Below are 22,220 nucleotides of genomic sequence, written 5' to 3'. Positions count from 1 at the left end.
TCAAGTTTCCTGGTTTACGGTATAGCCAGCGCTTTTAAGGGCGCTGATAGCATCTTTGAGTTTATTATCTTTCACCAAAAAGAAATCAGTATCAAAGGTTGAGACAACGAAAATTGCGACCTTAGCCGATGCTAATACCTCACCAATTTGTGCCATGATCCCTACCATAGACAAGTGTAAAGGCCCTAATAGCTCAAGGGCGCGCCAATCATCATCGCTATCGAGGGAGGGAACATGGATAGAATCTGGTACAACAATAGATAACTCATCTTCTGTTTTACCTAGAAAAAATAGTGGACTGTTGAGTACAGATGCTGGGATATCACTTTCTGGATCCAGGCTATGAATTGTAAACAAAGATTCTCTAACTAGCAGCGTTTGTTTTGGCATGAAAAACCGGAAAAAAGATAACTTCGAAGATATTCACATTAAACCACTAACTGTGATTAAGTGCTACGTGTTATCCACTTAATCTGTGGATAAGTTTGTTGAGTAGTTTGGGGTCTTAATGTAAGTAATTGATAATAAATAAATTAATAAACTGTACAAACATTGGTCAGTGGATAACATTCTCTAATTAACAAGCATTTTCCACAGGTCATGTCTACAACTAAAATAAAAAATGTTTGGTGATTTTGCAATTTCTTAGCTTGACAAGCGTCACTTTTTTAAAAAATTTAGAACATTAATAAGCGACGACTAACCAGGGATCTGCCACGTAAAAACTGTTGCTTGAAACTGTAAGTAGGTTAAAGCGATCTTTTATTTAACAAATATTTTGGAAAGTACTAAAGTCAGAAACAAGGTGGAGGGGTTACTCCAAAGTGCGGGAACAAGATTTGGGTCAGTATTTGGGGCAAGGCAAAGCAAAAGTAAGATGCAGCTATAGCAAAACAGTTATATTGCACGTTTATCGCACTTAAAGTGAAAAATAAAAAAGGCAGCGTGTAGCGCTACTCGCTGCCTTTCTCGATAGCAGACTAAACAATTTTGTTTGCCTAGAGCGACGGGCTCGCTTGCTTAATAAGCACTAAGTTACTTGTTTAGTACGCCACGGTTAACTTGATCCCGTTCAATAGATTCAAACAGGGCCTTGAAGTTACCCTCTCCGAAACCTTCATCCTGCTTGCGCTGAATAAATTCAAAGAACACCGGCCCAAATACGGTTTCAGAGAAAATCTGAAGTAACAAGCGCGGTTCACCATTTTCGGTAGTTCCATCAAGCAAAATACCGCGCTTTTGAAGTTCGTCTACGTTTTCACCGTGCCCAGGCAGTCGCTCTTCCAGCATTTCATAATAGGTATTTGGTGGAGGGGTCATAAACTTCATACCCCTTGCTTTGAGCTTATCTAAGCACGCTACCAAATCGTCACAAGCGAAAGCGATATGTTGAATACCTTCACCGTTATACTTCATTAAGAATTCTTCAATTTGGCCGCCACCGCCAACCGCTTCTTCGTTTAGCGGTATACGAATTTTACCGTCTGGCGCTGTCATGGCTTTCGATAGTAGGCCAGTATACTCGCCTTTAATATCGAAGTAGCGAATTTCCCTGAAGTTAAATAGTTTTTCGTAGAATCCTGCCCAGAAATCCATGCGACCGCGATACACATTATGGGTAAGGTGGTCGAGGGTATGGAATCCACATCCTTCAGGATGGCGGTCTACCCCTTCAATCCAGTTGAAGTCGATATCATAGATGGTGTTCTCGCCTTCATAACGGTCTATCATGTACAGCATAGCGCCACCTATGCCTTTTATTGCAGGAAGTTTCAATTCCATTGGGCCGGTGTGGGTGTCCATAGGTTGTGCACCACGAGAAAGTACCTCTTTATAAGCATGCTGGGAATCTTTAACGCGAAAAGCCATACCACACGCTGAAGGACCGTGCTCTTCAGCATAGTAGCCCGCATGGCAGTTTTTCTCGTAATTACTCAACAAATTAATGTCGCCCTGACGCCAAAGCTCAACGTCTTTTGATTTGTGGCGCGCAACAAGCGTAAAGCCCATCGCTTCAAAGATAGGCTCTAATACGCCTTTTTCTGGCGCTGTGAATTCTAGGAATTCAAACCCATCCAAACCAATAGGGTTTTCAAATAAATCAGCCATAGCGATACATCCTCAACGTAAATCATGTTTTATAATTGTTACTTGATTGTAAGGTCGCAGTGAAAAAACAAGCAATAGGACAGGCGTATGTGCGTTGTACTGATGGAAAGCGAGACTGTAACGTTTAGTTTTCAGCTATGTGTTTAACGCGAGGCAAGGGCAAGCTGACTTGCCCTAGATATCTGATTGTACGGGAAATTCTACAACAATGTTGGCTAATGCTTGTGTTCAGAAAACAATACAGCTAGCAAAACGAGTAAACCTTTTAATACTAGCAAGCATAAGCGAAGTAGTGCGCTTACTTCTGACCATCATAGTATTTCTTAAGACCTTTCCAGCACGCCAAATAGTCTTGCTGGCGAATGTCATTATTTAAAGCAAATTCAGTTGGTGCAATGGCATAGCGAGACTCAAACATAAACGCCAATGTGTTTTCGTAGCGTTGGGGGGTTAAGTCAGCGTTAGACGCTTTTTCAAAAACTTCAGCTTCAGGGCCGTGAGGCGTCATGCAATTGTGAAGGCTCATACCTCCAGGTACGAAGCCGTGTTCTTTTGCATCGTACGTACCTTCAATAAGCCCCATAAATTCACTCATAATATTTCTGTGGTAATACGGTGGACGAAAGGTGTTTTCCGCTACCATCCATCTTGGCGGAAAAATAACAAAGTCTACGTTCGCTGTGCCTTCTAGCTCAGATGGTGAGGTAAGAACCGTAAAAATAGACGGGTCCGGATGGTCAAAGCTCACGGTATTCATTACGTTGAAACGAGAAAGATCGTATTTATAAGGTGCAGAATTACCTACCCAAGCCACCACATCAAAAGGGGAATGATCAAGTTTGGCTTCAAACAGATTACCGCAGAATTTGTTGACCATAGTATGAGGTGTATCATTATCTTCAAACCAGGCCGTGGGGTAACAAAAATCTCTCTGGTTAGCATAGCCATTTGCGCCAACTGGGCCGCGTTCAGGTAAGACAAAAGGGTGACCGTAGTTTTCGCATATGTATCCACGAATTGGCCCATTGGTAGGGTTAACCGCAAACCGAACGCCACGAGGAATAACCGCAATTTCACCCACAGACAAAGTGAGCTTTCCGAATTCCGTGGTTATTAGCATGTCGCCAAGCTGAGGTACAATAAGCATTTCACCATCAGAAGAATAGAAAACACGGTTGTGCATATTTGCATTGGCACTATAGCAATGTATGCCCATACCAACCTGTGCTTTAGCGTCTCCATTAGTGGCAATGGTGATAAGTGAATCTACAAAGTCTATGTCTTGTTCAGGGAGAGGCACCGGGCTCCACCTCAATACATTAGGTGGGCAATGCACATCAGTCTCTGGCGCAGTTCTTACCAGACCATTATCAATTTTTTCAAAGTCACCCATGGCGATAGATGGGCGTAAGCGATACGTCCAGCTACGTCGGTTCTCAGACCTTGGAGCGGTAAATGCGGTGCTGCTAAACTGTTCAGCATAAAGCTTATAGTTCACTTTCTGTGGACTGAACTGACCTTTAGGAAGTGCGCCTGGCAGCGACTCAGTTTCATGCTCGTTGTTAAAGCCCGTCAAATAAGACAAGTTGTCCATATACCCTCCAGTAGGCGGGAGCAGTGGTGGGCTCTGCTCACTGACCAATAATAAAGTAGTTACAAATGAAACTATATGTTTTAGGCTAGAGGTAAATGAAATGCAAATCAATAATCAGTATGTGATTGGCGTGATAAAGGTAAAGCAAGCTTCGGTACGCTAGCTTTACACTCATTGTAATAGGCGTTAACAGGCCTACTTTTATAAAAGGAAATAGCACATGAAGCTAGAAGATATGCTTGCCTATAAAGTAGCCATGCTAGCAAGTGATTTAAGCGAGTCGCTGGCAAGCGAATATGCTGAGTATAAGCTTACCGTGCCAGAGTGGCGTATTCTAGCTACGTTAGGAGCGACCGGAGATAGTTCGTCAAAATCGCCGCTAACCGCAAAAGAACTCGCTGCAGCAACGCGTCTTGATAAGGTTCAAGTATCACGAGCGCTAGAGCGCCTGGTGAAACGAGACGCTATCCATAAGCGTTCCTGTGAAGATGACAAGCGCGCTACCCTCATTTCACTGTCGATGGAAGGAAAGGCAATTTACCGAGCTTTATTACCTAAAATCGTTTGCTGGCAGAATAAGCGACTGGAAAATATCACTGATGATGAGTACCAAATATTTCTAAAAGTGATAGATGCGCTCAGGCCTTAAAATTCGGGTGAAGTCGTTAGTAGCTCTGGTCTGAGCAGGCGTGTGCTTCTCGCCATAAAGGTTACTTTTACCCCCTTAACTGTTAAATTCCTCTGAACAAATCAAATGGTACAGCTTTGGCGTTTATTCACCATGCCTTGTTACCTTATAAAAATTCAACAATCGCTATTAATCATTGTTTGTACTAAAGCTTCATTTAAAAAATTAGCAAGGAAATTGAGTGGCACCCCTAGACATATACGCAGGTAAAAAAGCACGTGAAACCATAATGAAGAACGGGTTCACACCAGAGTTGTTCAGGTATTTTTTAGGGGCATCTGGCGGCCCTAAGTGGTTTTCACTTGCGGGCTTAGACCGCGTGCTATTTCCCGAATGGTTTGCCAACGTTGAGCATCAAATACATGTTATAGGTTCATCTGCAGGAGCGTTTCGTGCAATTTGCGCTGTTCAAAATGACCCATTAGCTGCCATAAACCGCTTAGCTTCATCATATTCAACCACTACTTATAGCAGTAACAAGCCAACGCCTCGAGAGATTACAGCTAAAGCCGAAGACTTGTTGACCGAAATGGTAAACGAGGCAGGCAAGCAAGAAGTGCTGTCCAACTCCCGTTTCAAGGCCCATCTTATTGTTGCGAAGTGTTTAGGGGCGACCCGTTTTGAAAGTAAATTCAGGCAGCTTTCGGGCTTAGCCATGAGCGCAGCGGCTAACACTGTAAATCGCAAAAATTTGTCGCGCTTATACACCCGCTATGTTTTTTCTACCCCGAATACGGACTTTTCCATTAACGACCCATATCAGCTTCCTACGAAATACCATGATCTAACACAGGGAAATATACACACAGCACTACTTGCATCGGGTTCTATTCCTATTGTGATTGAAGGCGTTCCGGAAATTGAAGGTGCACCTGTAGGTATGTATCGCGACGGCGGTATTATCGACTACCACTTTGACCTGTCGTTTGGACCTGATGACGGCTTAGTGCTGTATCCACATTTTTATGATAAGCCGATACCTGGCTGGTTCGATAAAGGTTTAAAGGGCAGGGTACCCCATAGTTCAAGCTACGATAATGTGGTGATGTTAGTACCTTCAGCATCCTTCGTAGCGAACTTGCCTTACAGCAAAATTCCAGACAGAAAAGATTTTGAAGTGCTCGATGCAGACACGCGCATTAAATACTGGCAAACGGTATTGAAGGAAACCGACAGGCTGGGTGAATACTTTATGCGTGCTGTAAAGGACGGAACCTTAGTGGACGCTATCAAGCCACTTCCATTTAACATGATATAAAATGGAACAGCTATTCGTTAAGTAAACGGCTAATTGCTGTCAAATTAGTCACTTGAACCTTCTTTTAATAAGTTTTTCTTGCAGGTGGCGCCTATGCTAAGTATTATACGCGCCGTTGTCCGGCATTCGCCCACCTCAAAGGTGCAACACAGTTCTACATGCGTCTATAGCTCAGTTGGTTAGAGCGCTACCTTGACATGGTAGAGGTCCCCTGTTCGAATCAGGGTAGACGCACCATCTATTTTCCATCAAAAAGATTTCAACCTTTATCGAATCCTATTCGTGCTATTTGCGCGGTATGGTGTATTTGCAATTACAGTATTCATTTATTCGTCTGTGTTCGGTATTACGTCTTATAAGACCATCTAGTTACTGCTTTTAGACTACACTGAGATAATGCTAACAATTTTTTTTTGAACGCTGAGTACTTAAATAGTAGTTACGGGAGTACGATGAGCTTGCAGAGATACGAAGAGCCCTTGTTGTTTGGACAGCATGGTGCTGCCGAGAGGCGGTTCCTTGAGCTCATTAGTGCCTTACCAAAAGTATCTGTGCAGGGGTACGACAAGTACCGTAATGTAATTTACTGGAATAAATCAAGCGAAGATATCTACGGCTACAGCGAGGTCGAAGCGCTGGGTAAAAAGCTAGAAGACCTCATTATCCCAAACTTTATGCGAAATGATGTTATCGAACTTCATCAGCGCTGGATTGAGTTTGATGAGCCTATACCTTCTGATGAATTGGTATTAAAGAAAAAGGGCGGTCAGCCCATTCACGTTTTTTCTTCTCACGTTATGTTAAAGCAGGGCACTGATTCGCCAGAGATGTATTGTGTTGATATTGACTTAAGTGAGCAGCACGAGATACGTCAAGAGCTGGAGCGAATGGCATGCACTGACTTACTCACAAATTTACCCAACCGGCGCGCTTTAGAACAATGCTTAACCTCTGTTATTGAAGATGCAAGGTCGTCCAACACAGGTTTTGGGCTGTTCTTTATCGACCTAGATATGTTTAAAGAGGTGAATGATACCCTTGGGCATACGTGGGGCGACGAGTTGCTAAAGTCGGTTGCTAAGCGCTTGTCAGGCTGCATAGATAGCGTTAACGGCGTGCTAGCCCGATTTGGCGGCGATGAGTTTGTGTACCTCGCTAACAATGTATCATGCGAAAGTAAGTGTGAGGAAATCGCGAAAACGTTGTCCGACTGTTTTCAAGAAAGTTTTGCGCTAAGTACTGAAAATGTCCATATCACCTCTAGCATTGGCATCAGTTTGTATCCCCGTGATGGTGATGTTATTGACGACCTTTTAAAGCATGCCGACGCTGCTATGTATCAAGCAAAGGCAGAAGGGCGTAATAGGTATCACTTTTTTACCAGCGCTTTAAGTCAGCGGCTTCGAGAGCAAAGAAATATTGCTGTTAATTTACGCGAATCGCTGCGCAATGATGAATTTAAGCTTGTATTTCAGCCCCAGGTCGATTGCAAAACAGGTGAGTTTACTTCATGTGAAGCACTACTTAGATGGTGTCCCGAAGATAAAACCAAAGCTGTCCCTCCTGATGTCTTTATACCTATCGCTGAGCGCGGTGAGCTTATAGGCTATATAGGAAATTGGGTGCTTAGAAAAGCATGCCAGCAGGCGCAGGCGTGGAAGCAAAAGGGGATTGAAATTCGTATCGATATAAACGTGTCAGGCAAAGAACTAGAAAAAAGCGCGTATTTCGAATGCCTTACTGCTTATCGGGCCGATTACAACTTATCGCCTAAAGATATTGGATTAGAGCTCACTGAAAACGTGCTAATTAAGTCAGACAATATTATTTTGGAAGACCTTCGCGCACAGCGGGATTTAGGCGTAGAAATCTCTATTGATGATTTTGGTACTGGCTATTCCTCGCTAAGCTATTTAAAACACTTTCCGGTAACACATCTAAAAATCGACCGTTCATTTCTAGAGGGCGCACCGGAAAATGAGTACGATAGCGCACTTATGGAAGCAATAGTTAATGTGGGCCATAAACTAAACCTGAAGATCGTTGTGGAAGGGGTGGAAACAGAAAGCCAGTCTAACTACTGCAAATCACTTAACGTAGAATTTGTACAAGGCTATCTGTATTCGAGGCCTATAAGCGCAGACGCAATAGAAATCCTGTATAGAAAACAGAATCGGTAGGTCTTAAAAAAGCGCTTGAGACGTACACTTTGTACTCTGGTTATCAACCTGAGTAGTTATTTTTAACGCACCTACGCCTTAACGCTCGGTAAGCATCTATCAAGCTTTATCAAAAATCGACGTATTAATATACATTCCACAGCGCTGGTTTTGCGAAATAGTAGCCTTGCTGATGATCTACCCCAAGCTTATTCAACGCCACCGATTCCGCTTCGTTTTCTACCATTTCCGCTATTACTTTTACGTTCAAGCCTTTTGCAATGCTAACAAGGCTTGAAATAAAGAGCTGGTTGTCTTTATTTGTATGAATGCCTTGCGTCAATCTGCCAGAAAGCTTTACAAACTGTGGTTGAATCGCCCGAAGGCCAGAAAGTGAAGCAAAATTATCACCAAAGCGCTCAATGGTAATTCCACAGCCTATGTTGATTAACTGGCGGCAAAGCGATTCTGTAACCTCTCTATACTGAATTAACGCGGCATCTTCTACTTCAAAATTCAGTCGATGGCTTAGGGTCTTGCGCTTAGCGACTTCCTTTACTAACCAGTCTCTAAACTCGGCATTCGCAATTGATGCTATGCTTAAATTTACAGCAACATGTTGAGAGGTTACCTCTAACTTTTTCAGTACGATAGTAGTGACAAGCTTGTCTACCTGTGGAATAAGATCCAGGCGCTCCGAGGCAGGGATCAACTGTGCCATCGGGATTACGTCGTTCGTATCTTTATCCTTGAATCGCCCAGATGCTTCGTAATAGGCCGGGACGTTTTGGTCGGTATTCATTACAGGCTGAATCATGATATCTGCGTACTGCTGCGACACGATATAATTCAGTCGTTCACGCCACTGCGTATTGCTGTGCACTTTTGATATTTCTGATGCTAACTGCCAGCCGTTTTGGGTTTTCATTGCAGTAATAAGTGCGCTATCCACACTTTCCATAATTTGCGGCATTGTCATAGTACCGACAAACCGCGTGATCCCCATGAAGGTTGCTTTTGTACCATCTCGAAGCGGTGAGGCGCTTGCACATTGTTTTGCAAGATTAGTAAGCATAAGTTCACGGGCTGCGCTTTCCATTGCTTCACTAATTAATGCGAAATCACCGCCCGACAATCGAAATACAAAGCGAATATTGTGGTTGTTCTTGGTTTCTTCTACCAAAATATTCGCCACCGCTTTTATGTAATTATCGCCCGGCACCATACCCATTTTCGTATTTATACTGCCTAAGTGAGCTAGTCTGACAATAATAAGCTCTTTTTCTTGCGCAGAAGCATTGTCATTTAATAGAGCGCGCATATGACGCTCAAAAGCACTTCTATTCGCAAGCATGGTAAGTGAATCTTTACTGGCTTCTTTTTTAAATAATTCAGACTGACGCTTTAGCTCATCGAATTTAGTAGATAATGTGCCTGCAAGTGAGTTAGCAGCTTCGGTTAATGGCTTAAAATCTTCACTCGACGCCGTTATTTCAGGCGACGTAAAATTATGACTGCCAATCTCGTTAAGTTTTTTAACAGTGTCATCAACGGGTCGCTTTATGCGTCGGTTGACGAGTACAACGAAAAGTGAAAGAAGCACTGCAAGGACGAGAAACGCAGCAATATTTTTGACGAGTACAGTAAAAAAACCATTAGCAAGCGTACTTTTACTTGTTGTAAGTACGAGGTTATTCTCGCTATTGTATAAAGCGACGCGCTTTACGAATGCAGGGCTAGGGTCGAGGTGTGAGTACCACGACGGCGCAGTGTTTTCACTTACGGCTTTTGCGCTCAAAATTTCTTTACCGTCTGGGTCAATAACCAATGCCGCAGAGACTAAGGGCTGTGCCGCGGCACTTTCCAGTAATGTTTCTAGTGCTAGACGCTCAGCTTGAGGGGAAAGAGGAACCTGTTGAACAACAGCCTGCTTATAAACTAACGCGCTTTTTTCAGCCTGCAGCATTACCGCCTCGGACGCGTTTGATTGTAACTCACGTAATTCGACGACAGACAATGCAGTAAATGCTAAAAACAAAAGGGCTACAATACCCAAATTAGTTTGGCTAGATAGCTTCATTACTAGCAGTTAACTCCTTCAACTGAAAAATTGATTTTCGCTATAGCGGTCGCTTAGCCTTGCAATGCAACAATATGCGAGTCACTTTCAGCAATACTTACCTAAAGCGGAAGGGACTTGACATAATTGTAGCGTACACAAGGGATGAGTGCGAATTATACAATGTAACCACAAATGTATAGTAAAACAAAATGTTAAGCGAGAAGTAATAACGCATTTACCTTGTCTATACTTTTTACCTGTTACCAAGCCACCACGTCTTATTTGGGGCTTCGCCAGCACGCTTTATAGGCACTATTTCACCAAAGATAGGAATACAGATAGGGATACCTTTCGTACCAGCAAGGTCTGTAATTTTTATTAAAGGCTCATTCCAATTATGCAGTGCTAAATCAAAGGTGCTGTTATGCACTGGCATCATAACACTGGCTTGAACATCAATATGCGCTTGCAAGCTTTCTTTAGGCAGCATATGTATGTCAGACCACAATTCGTTATATGCGCCGGTTTCAATCATCGCCAAATCAAATGGGCCATATTGATCACCAATCGCCTTAAAGCCTTCAAAATAGCCCGAGTCACCGCTGTAAAAAATGCTTGTAGTTGGAGATTTGATAACCCAGCTAGCCCACAGGGTTTCATCTTTATCAAATAAGCCTCGCCCGGAGAAATGCTGAGAAGGGGTTGCAACGATTTCAATATTGCCAATTTCGGTATTTTGCCACCAATTCAACTCTACAATCTTGTCTGTATTTACACCCCAGTTACGTAGATGATTACCTACTTTTAGCGGTGTGATAAACACGTCAACCTTGCTTTGAAGTATTTCGATACTGCTCTTATCTAAATGGTCGTAATGATCATGACTAATTATCACTGCATCGATTTCAGGTAAATCTTGAAGTGATATTGGTGCATCATGAAATCGCTTGGGTCCTATCCATTGCACAGGAGACGCTCGTTCACTAAATACCGGATCGATTAATATAAAACGCTCGGCAAGCTTCAACAGGGTAGTAGAGTGACCTAATTTTATCACGCTATCTTCTGTTACAGCGGCAAGCATTTCGGGTGTTAGTGCTGATACAGGAATATCAAATGTCGGCGTTGCTGCATCTCTATTGTCCTGAAAATACGCTTTGGTCACTTTCCACATGTCTCGCCATGTCGTCTTGTATTCAATATTAGTATTAGTGAATTTTTCAGGTTGTGACGCATTTGCAGCATGAGTATTAGAAAAGCTACAGAGAGATGCCATAAATAAAACTCCAACAAGAAAGCGTGAGCGAATAGTCAAGTGCATGACCGCCTTTTATAAAGTATACTGCACAGTGTAGTTTACCTATGATAGGCAATTTATTTTAAAAGTAAACTGAATAGTGTAGTTTAGGTGTGGTTTTAGTAAGAGGGAACGGTTGTAGGCTTTGAAAAAATAAAGCCAGCATCAGAAGCTCTCTTGACGCTGGCTGTTAGCGATATTTTATTTACACCGCAAAATTTAAGCTACAGTAGCACTTAGCACTACAAAAAAGCGTACAACTAATTTAATTAGTTGTACGAGCTTTTTACTCAGACTTAATGCCGTGGAACGTACAGTGCAGCACAGGTAAAATCAGCAATGTAAGTACGGTAGCGACGGTCAGGCCGAATACAATAACTACCGCCATTGATGCGAAGAACGCGTCAGAAAATAGGGGGATCATGCCTAATATCGTGGTAATAGCAGCCATAGAAACAGGCCGTACACGAGACACCGACGCAGCAACTACAGCATCGAATGCACCGCTATTCCCTTTCGCCTGTACATTTATTTCCTCCATTAAAACAATACCGTTTTTAAGTACCATACCGATAAGGCTTAAGCTGCCGAGTAGCGCCATAAACGTAAACGGTGCGCCAACCAGCACTAAGCCGCCAATAATACCGATAGTAGTGAGCGGTATTACGCCCCATATGGCTAATGCTTGGCGTAGCTTGCCAAACAACAATACGGTAATAATAAACATGCCTAAAATACCCATGGGCATGCTCGCAAATAAAGCGCTTTGAGCATCCGTTGAAGTTTCGTACTCGCCGCCCCATTCAATACGGTAACCATCAGGTAGTTCAAGATCATCTACAAGAGGTCTAACTCTCGCCTGTACACTAGCAGCTGTCTCACCCGATAAGGGCAGAGGTTCTGCATAAACGGCAAGCATCCGCACTCTATTGCGGCGCTTTATGATGGGATTATCAAGGGACACATCTACATTGCTAATAACGTCAGCCATGCTGATGTACTTACTTTGTTCTTGGCTCCACACGTTAAGCGAAGCAAGGTTGTCGATGTCATAACGCTGGTTTGGGTCGTTTCGCATAACAATAGGGATCAAATCACTCCCTTCGCGATAAAGGCCAACAGTTTCACCTTCGTTATTCAGTAGGAATGCGGTGTGCACGGCATCCCTAGTCACACCAATACGCCGGGCTTGTTCCTCCAGAAATACAGGTTCAACAAAAGGCACTTTGTTACTCCATGACAATCGCACGCTGTCCATGGTTTGTTCTGCTTGGAAAATGGCTTCAACGTCGCTGCTAATTTCACGTAAAACTTCAGGATCGGGCCCGTATATTCTGGCTTCGATCGCCGCTTTTGCAGAAGGGCCTACCTGAAGCGCTTGCACTTTGTATTGTACATTAGCGAAGGTTTCGCGAAGTAACTCAATAATTTCTCGCATTCTGGCATCGCGAGCTTCTACCGTATTGGTCTCTACAATAAGCTGGCCGTAACTCGCGTAGCGATCTTCAGGCGAGTAAGTTAGTGTAAGACGCTGTGCTCCTCCGCCTATTACGCTGGTGACGTTTGCGATGTCAGGCATATCCATCACTTCTTCTTCTAAACGGCGTATTGATTGTTCAGTCGTTAGAATGTCGCTCCCTTCTGGCAGGCGTAAGTCAACAAAAAAGAGGGGGGTAGATGAATTAGGAAAGAACGCGTTTTTTACAAACTTACCCGAGGCGACACTTCCGACTAAGGCAATTACGACAAGTACTATAGTGATATACCTATGGTTAATCGCAGCGGTTAGTACTCGTTTGTAAACGGTGAAGATAACACCTTTGTAAGGGTCATCGTCTTCATTGTCTGATTGACGTTCTTTATCTGTATTAAACAGTAAGTCGAAAAAGAATGGAGTAATGGTCAGCGCAGTGATCCAGCTCAAAAAGAGCGAGAAGCACAGTACCCAGAAAAGGGACCCAACAAATTCACCTGTTGCATCAGGGGAAAGCCCTATAGGTGCAAACGCGGTGATGGCTATCACAGTGGCGCCGAGAAGCGGTAAACCGTTTTGAGATACCACGTCCTTTGCCGCCTGAAGCTTGGTTTGTCCTTTTCTAACGCCAATTAGCATACCCTCGGTTACCACGATGGCGTTGTCCACCAACATACCAAGGGCAATGATAAGCGCCCCTAAAGAGATTTTTTGCAGCTCAATGCCTTTCACCGACATTAAAATAAAGGTGCCGAGAATGGTTAATACAAGAATGAGCCCCATTAGCACGCCGCTTCGCCAGCCCATGAAAAGCAGAAGCACGAAAATAACAATGGCCACTGCTTCAACAAGATTGATAAGGAAACCGGTAACAGAATCGTCGACTACCGTAGGCTGGTTGTAAACCGTATTCAGGCTCATACCAAGCGGCATGCGCTGTTCTAGCTCGGCAATTTTGGTATCAAGTCGCTTGCCCACATCAACCACGTTTACCGCTGATGCAAACGATACACCGATAGAAAGGGCAGGGGTGCCTGAGCTGTGGTACAAAATAGACGGCGTGTCATTAAGTTTTCGCTCAATCGTAGCAATATCAGTTAGGCGAATAAGCCCGCTTGCCGGTGAGCCAATCACTACTTGACCTAACGCTTCTAAGTCATCAAATTCGCCGGTGGGCTGAATGGATAAGCGTTTGCCTTGAACTTTAATTGAGCCTGCATTACCCACCACGTTTTGCGCGGTAAGAAGACCAGCAATAGAGTCGGCCGAAATGTTAAGGGTTTTCATTTTATCGTGATCTAAAGACACAATAATTTGCTCGCTAACTGTGCCTGCAATCGACACCTTTTTTACGCCTTCTACAAGCTGAATCTCGCGCTGCATTAGGTCAGCAAAATCTTCTAACTGTTTTAATGAATAGTCTTCGCTTTGTAAGGTCATTAAAAGCCCATATACATCGCCAAAGTCATCATTAACTATTGAAGTCCCGGTTCCAGGTGGCAGATATGCTTGTGCATCACCCACTTTACGGCGCAAATTGTCCCAGTATTGCTCTAGGTCCTTAGCCTGAACGCTACTTTTGAGCTCAACCGTAATCTGCGATAGCCCCACCATGTTCACAGAACTAATGCGTTTTACGTTGGGTATACGCTGAATAGCTTTTTCAAGCTGAAGGGTGACTTCTTCTTCAACTTGCTCAGGTGTCGCGCCAGGATATTGTGTCATTACCAGCGCACTTCGAATTGTAAATTCAGGAAATTCCAGTTGTCCAAGCCCCAAGAAAGACACAATGCCACCAACACCTAGAATGATGGCGACCATCCAACTAATGACTTTTTGACGAAAAAAATACTCGACCATGATTTACAGGCCTCCTTCTTTCGTCCACTCAGTAACCATCTGGCCTTCTTTCACTAAGTGAGCACCTGCGGCGACAATTCTATCGTCGTCCTGCAGCGGCCCTTCTACTAATAAGCCACTAGAAATGCCTCGTGTGATCATAACCTCTACAGCTTCAACTGTGCCTTTCTTCGCGTTGTCACTGTCAGGTTTGAAGCGCCACACAATGGCTTTATCAGGCTCTGCATTGTCAGTCACCACTGCGCCAAAGGGTACTAGCCAAAGCTTCGCATCAGACTCAATAAGCTTCGACATATCAAGTAGTACCGTGGCGCTCATGCCTGAAAGCACATTGATGTCATCGGGTTCGGGTAGGGTAATTGTCACTTCATAACTAAGTTCACCCTGGCGCGTGGTGCTTTCGTGGTCCTTGTACATGGCCGCGTAACGTTTTTCAGGCATACCAGAAAACGTGACCCACGCCATTTCTGAGCTACGATTTTTACGGGCTCGCGAGCGGTCAATCATACGCATTTTTTGCTCTGGCAACTGAAATGTAACGTCAATAGCGCCTGGCCTATGAAGCTCGGCGATGGTTTGCTGAGGCACAATCACCTGGTAGTTTTCAACAGGTACAGATGCAATAAGCCCAGCAAAAGGTGCGCGAAGCTCGGTATAGCTTAGCTGGTCCTGTGCGTTGGTAAGGCTGGCTTTAGCGGCTAAAAAGTTGGCTTTCGCTTCATCAAAGGTAGAACGGCTTACTGCACCTTTTTCAACCGATGCTTCCATACGTTCAAACATAGCGGAAGTCACATCAAACTGAGACTGGGCGGTGGCGAGTTGTGCTTTAGCGTCTCTATCGTCAAGTCTGGCGATAAGCTGGTCCTCTGTCACTTCCTCGCCTGCTTTAACCTTGAGTTCTTGCAGTTTGCCGCCAATTCGAAACGAAAGGTTTGAATACTCAGCAGCTTCCACTTGTCCTGGGAATTTTGCAATGGTCTCGTCTGAATGTTGAACTTTATAAAGCGTTACCGGTGTTGATGAGACGGCTTTAGGTGGAGTGGGGGCGTCTTCGCACGCACTTAAGCCAGCAAGTGCGGCAAATGCAACCACAGCGCGCATAGCTACACTGTTAAAGAGACTCTTTTTAGACAACATGGTAACTCTCCATTTAAATAAACCACTTTTTATCCCCATTTTGGCAATGGGTTATCTTGTAATACGCGCATACCCTTCCTTTTTTTTAGAAGAATGGTATAGAAATCTAATATACGCTTACTTCAATGTACTTAAAGGTTATAGCGTTATTTATCGTTTTCGATCAGAATTTTTGTTCGCCAGTATAGGTGTTAATCGGCGGATACCAATTAACGCCCTCAAGCCTTAGTGCAAATGCACAACACCAGCATCGCAGAGTAACAGGCAAATCACTTACTTGTTTTACCTGGTTTTTCATCGGGCGCAAGTTTCTCAGCATACCCTTTTGGTGGTGGCGTCCAACCACGCATCTTTGAATGTTTGTCGTGTAAATCTGCTTTCAGTGCATCTTCAATGAGCGATTCTAGTTCACTGAATAGTTTAAGGTAATTGTTGTCTATCCTTTCGCCACTCGCGTCATCAACCCACGCGTGATACAGCACGTCGTTTTGTTGAGATTCAATATTCTTGTAGGCCATTTTCTGTCGCTCTACATGGAAGGGGTGGATATTAAGTGAGCGTAATGCTTCTGCGCCCATTTCTAGCGCACTGTGATAGGTTTCTGATACAACAAAATCTGCACCTAACTGGCGCAATCGATAGCCATGCCCTCGGTCAAACGCTCGGGCAAGCACTTTTACATTGGGAAAAGCGTGCTTGGCATATTTCACCATCTCTGCGGCTGTATCTCTATCGTCAATGGCGATAACCAATAAAGACGCTTCCTGTGCTCCTGCGGTATGCAGTATGTCAGGTTTAGATGCATCGCCGAAATACGCTTTATTGCCGAAGCGTCTGAAAAGGTCTATTTGCTCAGAACGTATATCGAGCACAACCGTTTTTACGTCGTTAGCCACTAAGAGACGGTTTACTATTTGCCCAAAACGGCCAATGCCAGCAATGACCACGGAGCCTTTTTCGTCAATAACATCTTCATCACGCTGTGATTTTGCATTTTTATAGTGAGGAATTATGGCTTTGTCGAATAGTATAAAAAGCCCTGGCGTTAAAAACATAGAAATTGCCACGACTAAAGAGAGCACTGAAATGATGTCGCTGGGTAACACGTAATTTTGCGACGCAAAACTTAATAGCACAAAGCCAAATTCACCCGCCTGCGCCAGGCTGAGGGTGAATAGCCACTTATTCTTGCCCTTTATTCTAAAGATTAAGGCAATAACAAACAGTACGACGGCCTTAACAAGCATAACCGCAAGGGTTAACCCAGCAATTAACATCGGGTTTTCTGAAAGCAAAGAAAAGTTAATGCCAGCGCCTACTGTAATAAAAAATAGGCCCAGCAATAATCCTTTAAACGGCTCGATGTTGGCTTCGAGCTCATGTCTGAACTCACTGTTAGCCAAAACCACGCCTGCTAAAAATGCGCCTAGAGCAGGGGACAGACCCACCAGCCCCATTAGCGCGGCAATTCCGATAATTAGCATAAGCGCGGTGGCGGTAAAAATTTCCCGCAACCCCGATGCAGCAACAAACTTAAATAAAGGGCGACTTAAGTAGTGCCCACCAATGGTAAGAAAGGCTATTGAGCTAATGATTACCAAGCCATAAGCCCAAGGCGCAAGCCCTTCTGCTAAGTTAAAGCTATCGTGTGCTTCTGCTGCGCCATGTTCGCTGCCTGTGGCGACCAGTTCTGGTATGGCAAGAAGGGGGATTAGCGCAAGCATGGGAATAACAGCTATATCTTGAAACAGTAAAACCGAAAACGCGCTTTTTCCGCCTTGAGTTCTTTGAAGCCCTTTTTCTTGTAGTGTTTGTAGAACAATGGCGGTCGAAGAAAGGGCAAAAATTAGACCTATAGTAAGAGCAATGCCAAAAGGTTGTTCAAGAAACAAGGCGACGCCAGTGATAAGGGCAGTGGTTAACGTTAATTGCAAACCGCCTAAACCCATAAGTTTAGCCTTCATGGCCCATAGTGATCGAGGTTCTAGCTCCAGCCCCACTAAAAAAAGCATCATTACTACACCAAATTCAGCGAAATGCTGTATGGCAACTGTCTCATCGCCAACAAGGCCAAATACTGGCCCTATAATAAGTCCGGCAATTAAATAGCCTAATACAGATCCTAATCCAAGGCGTTTCGCAATTGGCACTGCTATTACAGCGGCGATTAAGTAAATAAATGCATATAGAAAGTAGCCAGTCACGTTATTCTCCTTGAGATGTACAAAGGTCTGCGAGATTCTCGATACGCTTTGCTCTTTCTAAATCGAGGGTATTGGAGGTTAATTTGTGAAGCAGCGTTGTCCACTTGCCCCTATGCTGGGCTACCCGATGCTCTTCTTGGGCGGTACGGGAGCCAAATATTGCAAACGGAGCAATGTAGGTCATATGCGTGATTTGCGCCATTTGCTCTAAAGGTTGAAGTAGTTGTCTAATGGTGTAGTGATTGAAACCGTCGGTTTGATAGGCCTCTTCTTTACCGCCTGCACTTAGCGCACAAAGAAATAACTTATCTTTAAGTGCAGTGCCTTCGTGGCCGTAAGCGAATCCATATTCCAGTACCAAATCTTGCCACTCTTTTAAAATAGAAGGCGTTGAATACCAGTAAAGCGGAAACAGAAAAACAATAACGTCATGATCGATCAAACGCTGCTGTTCCCGCTCGATATCAATATTGAAATCGGGATATTCCGCGTATAAGTCAACGGCAGTAACGTGTTTATTTAACTGGGCTTCGTGGAAAAGAGGCACGTTCACTTCAGAGTGCGTTTGTGCGGGGTGAGCGAAAAGAACCAGTACTTTATTACTTCGTTTGGTATCTTCTATGGCGTCAAGGTTGGTCATACATCTCTACTCAGTTTTACTATCCGTGTCTCTAAAAGCTTTCCCTGCCACTCTATTTTATAAAGCAATATAAACGTCTAGAGCAAATCAGAATTAATACTTCTTCAAAGTTATAAGGTTACTAAAGATTATTAGGTTGAAAAAAGTAACCTAATTACCATTATGAACCTGAAAACGGATTATTGCTATGACGGAACACTATTTTTAACTTTGCTTAAAACGATATGAACATGAAAACACCAGTAAAAACACTCGCACTTGCATTATCATTACTTTCTCCTTTTGCATCGCTTTCCTCTCACGCGCTGCCTCAAGGCACAGAACTCAAAGCTGGAGCTGCCGTTTGGAATTTGTTTGATGACGCAGACCGTTACGCATTGCATGTGGCCTATGTTCACAAATCGCTCGAATCATTCTATGGCGTCCGACCAACAGTTCTTTTGGTAAACGCAGATCAAGGCCAACATTATTTCGCAGCGGGTTTGGCAAAAGATGTCTACAAATACAATAACTTTTCTGTCCGCGTTGCGTTCCATGCCGGCATCGTTGATGAGTCTGAAAATTTGGGCGACACCATTGAGTTCTACTCATCACTTTCTGGTTTATACAAGCTCTCTGAAACGTTTTCGTTAGAGGCTGAAGTTGGTCATATTTCTAACGGTGGGCTAGGAGATACTAACCCGGGGTCAGAGTCATTTGTATTAAGTACTCACTATCTTTTCTAGCGGTGAGCCTGAATACCCTAACAGTTTGAATAAGCGCTGCTTCTTAATATAAGACAACCCGCAAGTGTGCGGGTTGTTTTTTCTTTACTTATTTATGCCACGCTTAATATCAGTGTTTAAGTATTAATACTAAGTAGCTAAATCCTATGCGTTCAGCGCCTTTTTAACGTCGCTTGATAACATAGGTAAATGTCGCAACCTTACGCCCACTGCATCATAAACAGCATTACCTACTGCTGGTGCCACGCCAATAACGCCTGGTTCGCCTAGTCCTACTGGGAATTCATTACTTTCAATAAACTCAATATCCATATCAGGAACGTCATTCATTCTAAGCGGCTGGTAAGTGGTTAAGTTTTTCTTTGCCACGTAGCCGTCTTTTATTTCATTATGCTCGAATAACGCAAGACTCGTTCCCCACAGTAAAGACCCTTCCATTTGTGCCATAGCACCATCAGGGTGAACGACAATGCCTGCGTCGGCTACTACCCATAACTTTTTAAGCGTGACCTTACCACTATTTTTATCTACGTGAACATGCGCGGCAGTTGCAAGCCATGCTGGCATGGTTCGCTCTTGGCCTGCACTTACACTAAACCCAATACCTTCGTTCTCACCAAGTACAACATTAGCCGTCTTGGCTTTAAGCTTTTTCAGAGTGTGCGCTAGGCGAGTGGCACCACCAACACTTTCCGGCGCTTTGCCCGCTTGCTTACCTTTGCCGTCTAGCATAGACAGTCTAAAGTCTACAGGGTTTTGGTTCACTTTATGGGCTACTTCGTCGATAAAGCTTTCAAGCCCCCACACTATCCATCCTTGTCCTACAGAGCGAAGCCATCCAGGGGTAAAGGTCTCCTGTGCGACTTTGTTATTAATAACTCGGGCGCGGTGATGTTGCATGGTATACCAGTGGTCAGCACCTGAAGCAGAAAAGGGATCGAATTTGCCTTTACCATCAACACCGTCGGGCATAAAACCTGGTGCCATTGCCAATGTTGGCCAGCCGGCAGCAAGTGCATGCTCCATACCTGTGAAATTACCAGCGTCGTCGAAATAGGCGTTAAATAATGATGTCGACGCTGAGCGAGGTTGGTCGAACATGGCATCGTCTGGACGCATGAAAAGCATTTTTACAGGTTGCCCAGCGGCTTTTGCGGTCAATAGAGCAGGAATTATCCAGTCACCAAATAAACGGCGGCCAAAGCCTCCGCCAAGATAATATTGGTGAATAACAACGTCGGAATCAGGCACTTCTGCGGCTTTTGCTACTGCAGGCAGTGTAAGTCCTTGCCACTGGTTACCCGTATGAATATGCCATTTGCCCTCTTTAAATTCAGCAATTGCGTTTAGCGGTTCTAATTGAAAGTGGCTAGCTGTTGAAGTGGTGTACAGGGCCTCGATTGAGTCAGCTGCCTGCTTTTCAGCGTTTTCGATAGACCCCTCATCGACAAATAGCGTACCTTCAGTTGTGTCTCGGCAGATTCGCTCTCCCTCTTTTTGAATATCAGCTTCGCTCACATTCACCGTCTTACCTGCGTTGTAGCTGACCTTCACTTTATCGACAGCTTTAATCGCCGTTGGATAGTCAGAAGCCAGTACCGCTACCCACCCTTCGATGGTACCTGAAGGGTCGCTGAGTACTTTATATCCTTTGTAGCCGGGCAAAGATTTAGCTTGGCTGTCATCAACCTTAGTGACTTTACTGCCATAACGCGTAGGTGGAAGAATAGGGCGAGCATACAGCATATTGTCTACTTCAACATCAATACCATAAACCGCTGTACCATCTGTTTTTGGAGGTATATCGAGCGCTTTGTATTGGTTACCTAAGCCAATAAGGTGCTTCTTATTTCCAGGTTTTATCTGTAAGCTTTCTAATTCGTCCGCCGAATAGACCTTATCAATATTACCGTTCGCCACAATGTCGCCGTAGCTAATTTTCTTAGTGCCCGACACTACGAAGCCCGCGTTAGCTTCACAATCTGATACCGGTACGCCTAATAACTCAGCACCTGCACTAAGTAGCACTTGGCGACCCGCTGCCCCTGCTTGTGACATAGGTTTGTAGGTTTGGAAAACAGACCATGAACCGCCTGTCACCATGTAACCCCATTTAGGGTCGGTATCAACGTGCACAATGGACACCTTATCCCACTCACACTCTAGTTCGTCCGCTAAAATACGCGCTAAGGCAGTGCCCACATGCTGTCCCATTTCAGCCTTAGCGATATTTATCGTTACATGGCCTTGGGCGTCCATTTCAAACCAGACGTTAGGTGAAAAGGTTTTATTTGCAATGGCTTCTTTGGCCGATAAAACGGATGGAATTGCTGAAGCACCAAACGCCATGAAAAGTGACGTCTTCAAAGAACCCGCCATGAATGAGCGACGAGACAGATTGATAGTGTCTTTTTTCTCTTTAGATAAGTCTTTTATGCTCATGCGTTTTCACCTTCTGATGAAGCCTTAGGGTCGTAATGCTGTACCGTTGAAGTTGCGGCGCGCTTGATCGCTTTTTTTATTCTCGTGTAAGCCATACAACGACAATAATTGCCATTCATGTGATTAACGATGTCTTGGTCACTAGGATTTGGGTTGTTATCCAGTAGTGTCGCTGCCTGCATAATTTGACCAGACTGGCAGTAGCCACACTGTGGTACTTGCTCCTCAACCCAAGCCGATTGCAAAGGATGCTCACCGTTTAAACTTTCGATTGTATTGACCTTCTTTCCATCAACGAGAGAGACTGGGTAAGAGCACGAACGAATAGCATTGCCATCGATATGAACGGTACATACACCGCACATGGCCACGCCACATCCGAATTTAGTGCCTTTTAAGCCAAATTCGTCGCGAATCACCCAAACAAGGGGGGTATCTGAGGCAGCTTCCGTCTGCACTGTTTTTCCGTTTAACGTAAATTCAATCATGGTTAATCATCACCGTGAAGTTAGAGTCTAAATGCTCTCGCCAAGGCTGGTCTTGGTTTGAACGATCTGTTTTGCCTGTGTTT

At 44.1% G+C, this 22,220-nt stretch carries 15 protein-coding genes and 1 tRNA gene; 5 read left to right on the top strand and 11 right to left on the bottom strand.

Annotation, left to right across the window (positions count from 1 at the left end):
• From D1814_RS00555 to hmgA, 3 genes are all read right to left on the bottom strand, one after another.
• Positions 1–390 (bottom strand): ACT domain-containing protein, encoded by a 390-nt coding sequence (locus D1814_RS00555; protein ID WP_118489632.1) that lies wholly within the window; start codon positions 388–390, stop codon positions 1–3.
• Positions 391–1,035: 645 nt separating this feature from the next.
• Entirely contained in the window at positions 1,036–2,109 is a 1,074-nt protein-coding gene (gene hppD / locus D1814_RS00550; RefSeq protein ID WP_118489631.1) for a 4-hydroxyphenylpyruvate dioxygenase, read from the bottom strand.
• Between the two features lie 298 nt (positions 2,110–2,407).
• A complete protein-coding gene (hmgA, locus tag D1814_RS00545) occupies positions 2,408–3,703 on the bottom strand; it encodes a homogentisate 1,2-dioxygenase (RefSeq protein WP_118489630.1) in 1,296 nt (431 codons plus the stop codon).
• A 220-nt stretch (positions 3,704–3,923) separates the two neighbouring features.
• On the opposite strand from hmgA, the gene D1814_RS00540 reads away from it, so the two are divergent.
• The 4 genes from D1814_RS00540 to D1814_RS00525 all read left to right on the top strand — a co-directional run bounded on the left by D1814_RS00540 (position 3,924) and on the right by D1814_RS00525 (position 7,829).
• A complete protein-coding gene (locus D1814_RS00540) occupies positions 3,924–4,352 on the top strand; it encodes a MarR family winged helix-turn-helix transcriptional regulator (RefSeq protein ID WP_118489629.1) in 429 nt (142 codons plus the stop codon).
• Positions 4,353–4,572: 220 nt separating this feature from the next.
• Positions 4,573–5,649: a patatin-like phospholipase family protein gene (locus tag D1814_RS00535; protein ID WP_025254816.1), complete on the top strand. Its 1,077-nt coding sequence runs from the start codon at positions 4,573–4,575 to the stop codon at positions 5,647–5,649.
• A 160-nt stretch (positions 5,650–5,809) separates the two neighbouring features.
• Positions 5,810–5,886 (top strand) — tRNA-Val (locus tag D1814_RS00530).
• 215 nt (positions 5,887–6,101) lie between these two features.
• Complete coding sequence (locus D1814_RS00525; protein WP_118489628.1) at positions 6,102–7,829, top strand: sensor domain-containing protein; 1,728 nt, start codon at positions 6,102–6,104, stop codon at positions 7,827–7,829.
• 124 nt (positions 7,830–7,953) lie between these two features.
• Here the strand turns inward: D1814_RS00525 and D1814_RS00520 are convergent, their stop codons facing one another.
• The 6 genes from D1814_RS00520 to D1814_RS00490 all read right to left on the bottom strand — a co-directional run bounded on the left by D1814_RS00520 (position 7,954) and on the right by D1814_RS00490 (position 18,482).
• Positions 7,954–9,888: an EAL domain-containing protein gene (locus D1814_RS00520; RefSeq protein WP_118489627.1), complete on the bottom strand. Its 1,935-nt coding sequence runs from the start codon at positions 9,886–9,888 to the stop codon at positions 7,954–7,956.
• A 235-nt stretch (positions 9,889–10,123) separates the two neighbouring features.
• Entirely contained in the window at positions 10,124–11,146 is a 1,023-nt protein-coding gene (locus D1814_RS00515; RefSeq protein WP_232368944.1) for an MBL fold metallo-hydrolase, read from the bottom strand.
• 307 nt (positions 11,147–11,453) lie between these two features.
• Positions 11,454–14,501, bottom strand: coding sequence for an efflux RND transporter permease subunit (locus tag D1814_RS00510; protein WP_118489625.1), 3,048 nt, complete (start codon positions 14,499–14,501; stop codon positions 11,454–11,456).
• Positions 14,502–14,504: 3 nt separating this feature from the next.
• On the bottom strand, positions 14,505–15,638 hold the full coding sequence (locus D1814_RS00505) for an efflux RND transporter periplasmic adaptor subunit (protein ID WP_118489624.1): 1,134 nt from the start codon (positions 15,636–15,638) through the stop codon (positions 14,505–14,507).
• 269 nt (positions 15,639–15,907) lie between these two features.
• Complete coding sequence (locus D1814_RS00495) at positions 15,908–17,842, bottom strand: monovalent cation:proton antiporter-2 (CPA2) family protein (RefSeq protein ID WP_118489622.1); 1,935 nt, start codon at positions 17,840–17,842, stop codon at positions 15,908–15,910.
• A gap of 1 nt (position 17,843) precedes the next feature.
• On the bottom strand, positions 17,844–18,482 hold the full coding sequence (locus D1814_RS00490) for an NAD(P)H-dependent oxidoreductase (RefSeq protein ID WP_118489621.1): 639 nt from the start codon (positions 18,480–18,482) through the stop codon (positions 17,844–17,846).
• A 230-nt stretch (positions 18,483–18,712) separates the two neighbouring features.
• On the opposite strand from D1814_RS00490, the gene D1814_RS00485 reads away from it, so the two are divergent.
• Positions 18,713–19,207 carry an acyloxyacyl hydrolase gene (locus D1814_RS00485; protein WP_118495267.1) on the top strand — a complete coding sequence of 165 codons (495 nt, stop codon included), beginning with the start codon at positions 18,713–18,715 and terminating at the stop codon, positions 19,205–19,207.
• Positions 19,208–19,351: 144 nt separating this feature from the next.
• Here D1814_RS00485 and D1814_RS00480 read toward each other — a convergent pair whose 3' ends face one another.
• Together D1814_RS00480 and D1814_RS00475 are read right to left on the bottom strand one after the other, a co-directional pair.
• Complete coding sequence (locus tag D1814_RS00480; RefSeq protein ID WP_118489620.1) at positions 19,352–21,649, bottom strand: xanthine dehydrogenase family protein molybdopterin-binding subunit; 2,298 nt, start codon at positions 21,647–21,649, stop codon at positions 19,352–19,354.
• Entirely contained in the window at positions 21,646–22,137 is a 492-nt protein-coding gene (locus tag D1814_RS00475) for a (2Fe-2S)-binding protein (RefSeq protein WP_118489619.1), read from the bottom strand. Before D1814_RS00475 ends, D1814_RS00480 begins: the two co-directional genes overlap by 4 nt.
• Positions 22,138–22,220: the final 83 nt, after the last annotated feature.

It is taken from the genome of Alteromonas sp. BL110 (assembly GCF_003443615.1).
Lineage (GTDB): Bacteria > Pseudomonadota > Gammaproteobacteria > Enterobacterales > Alteromonadaceae > Alteromonas.
This window is presented reverse-complemented; position numbering and strand designations above follow the sequence as displayed.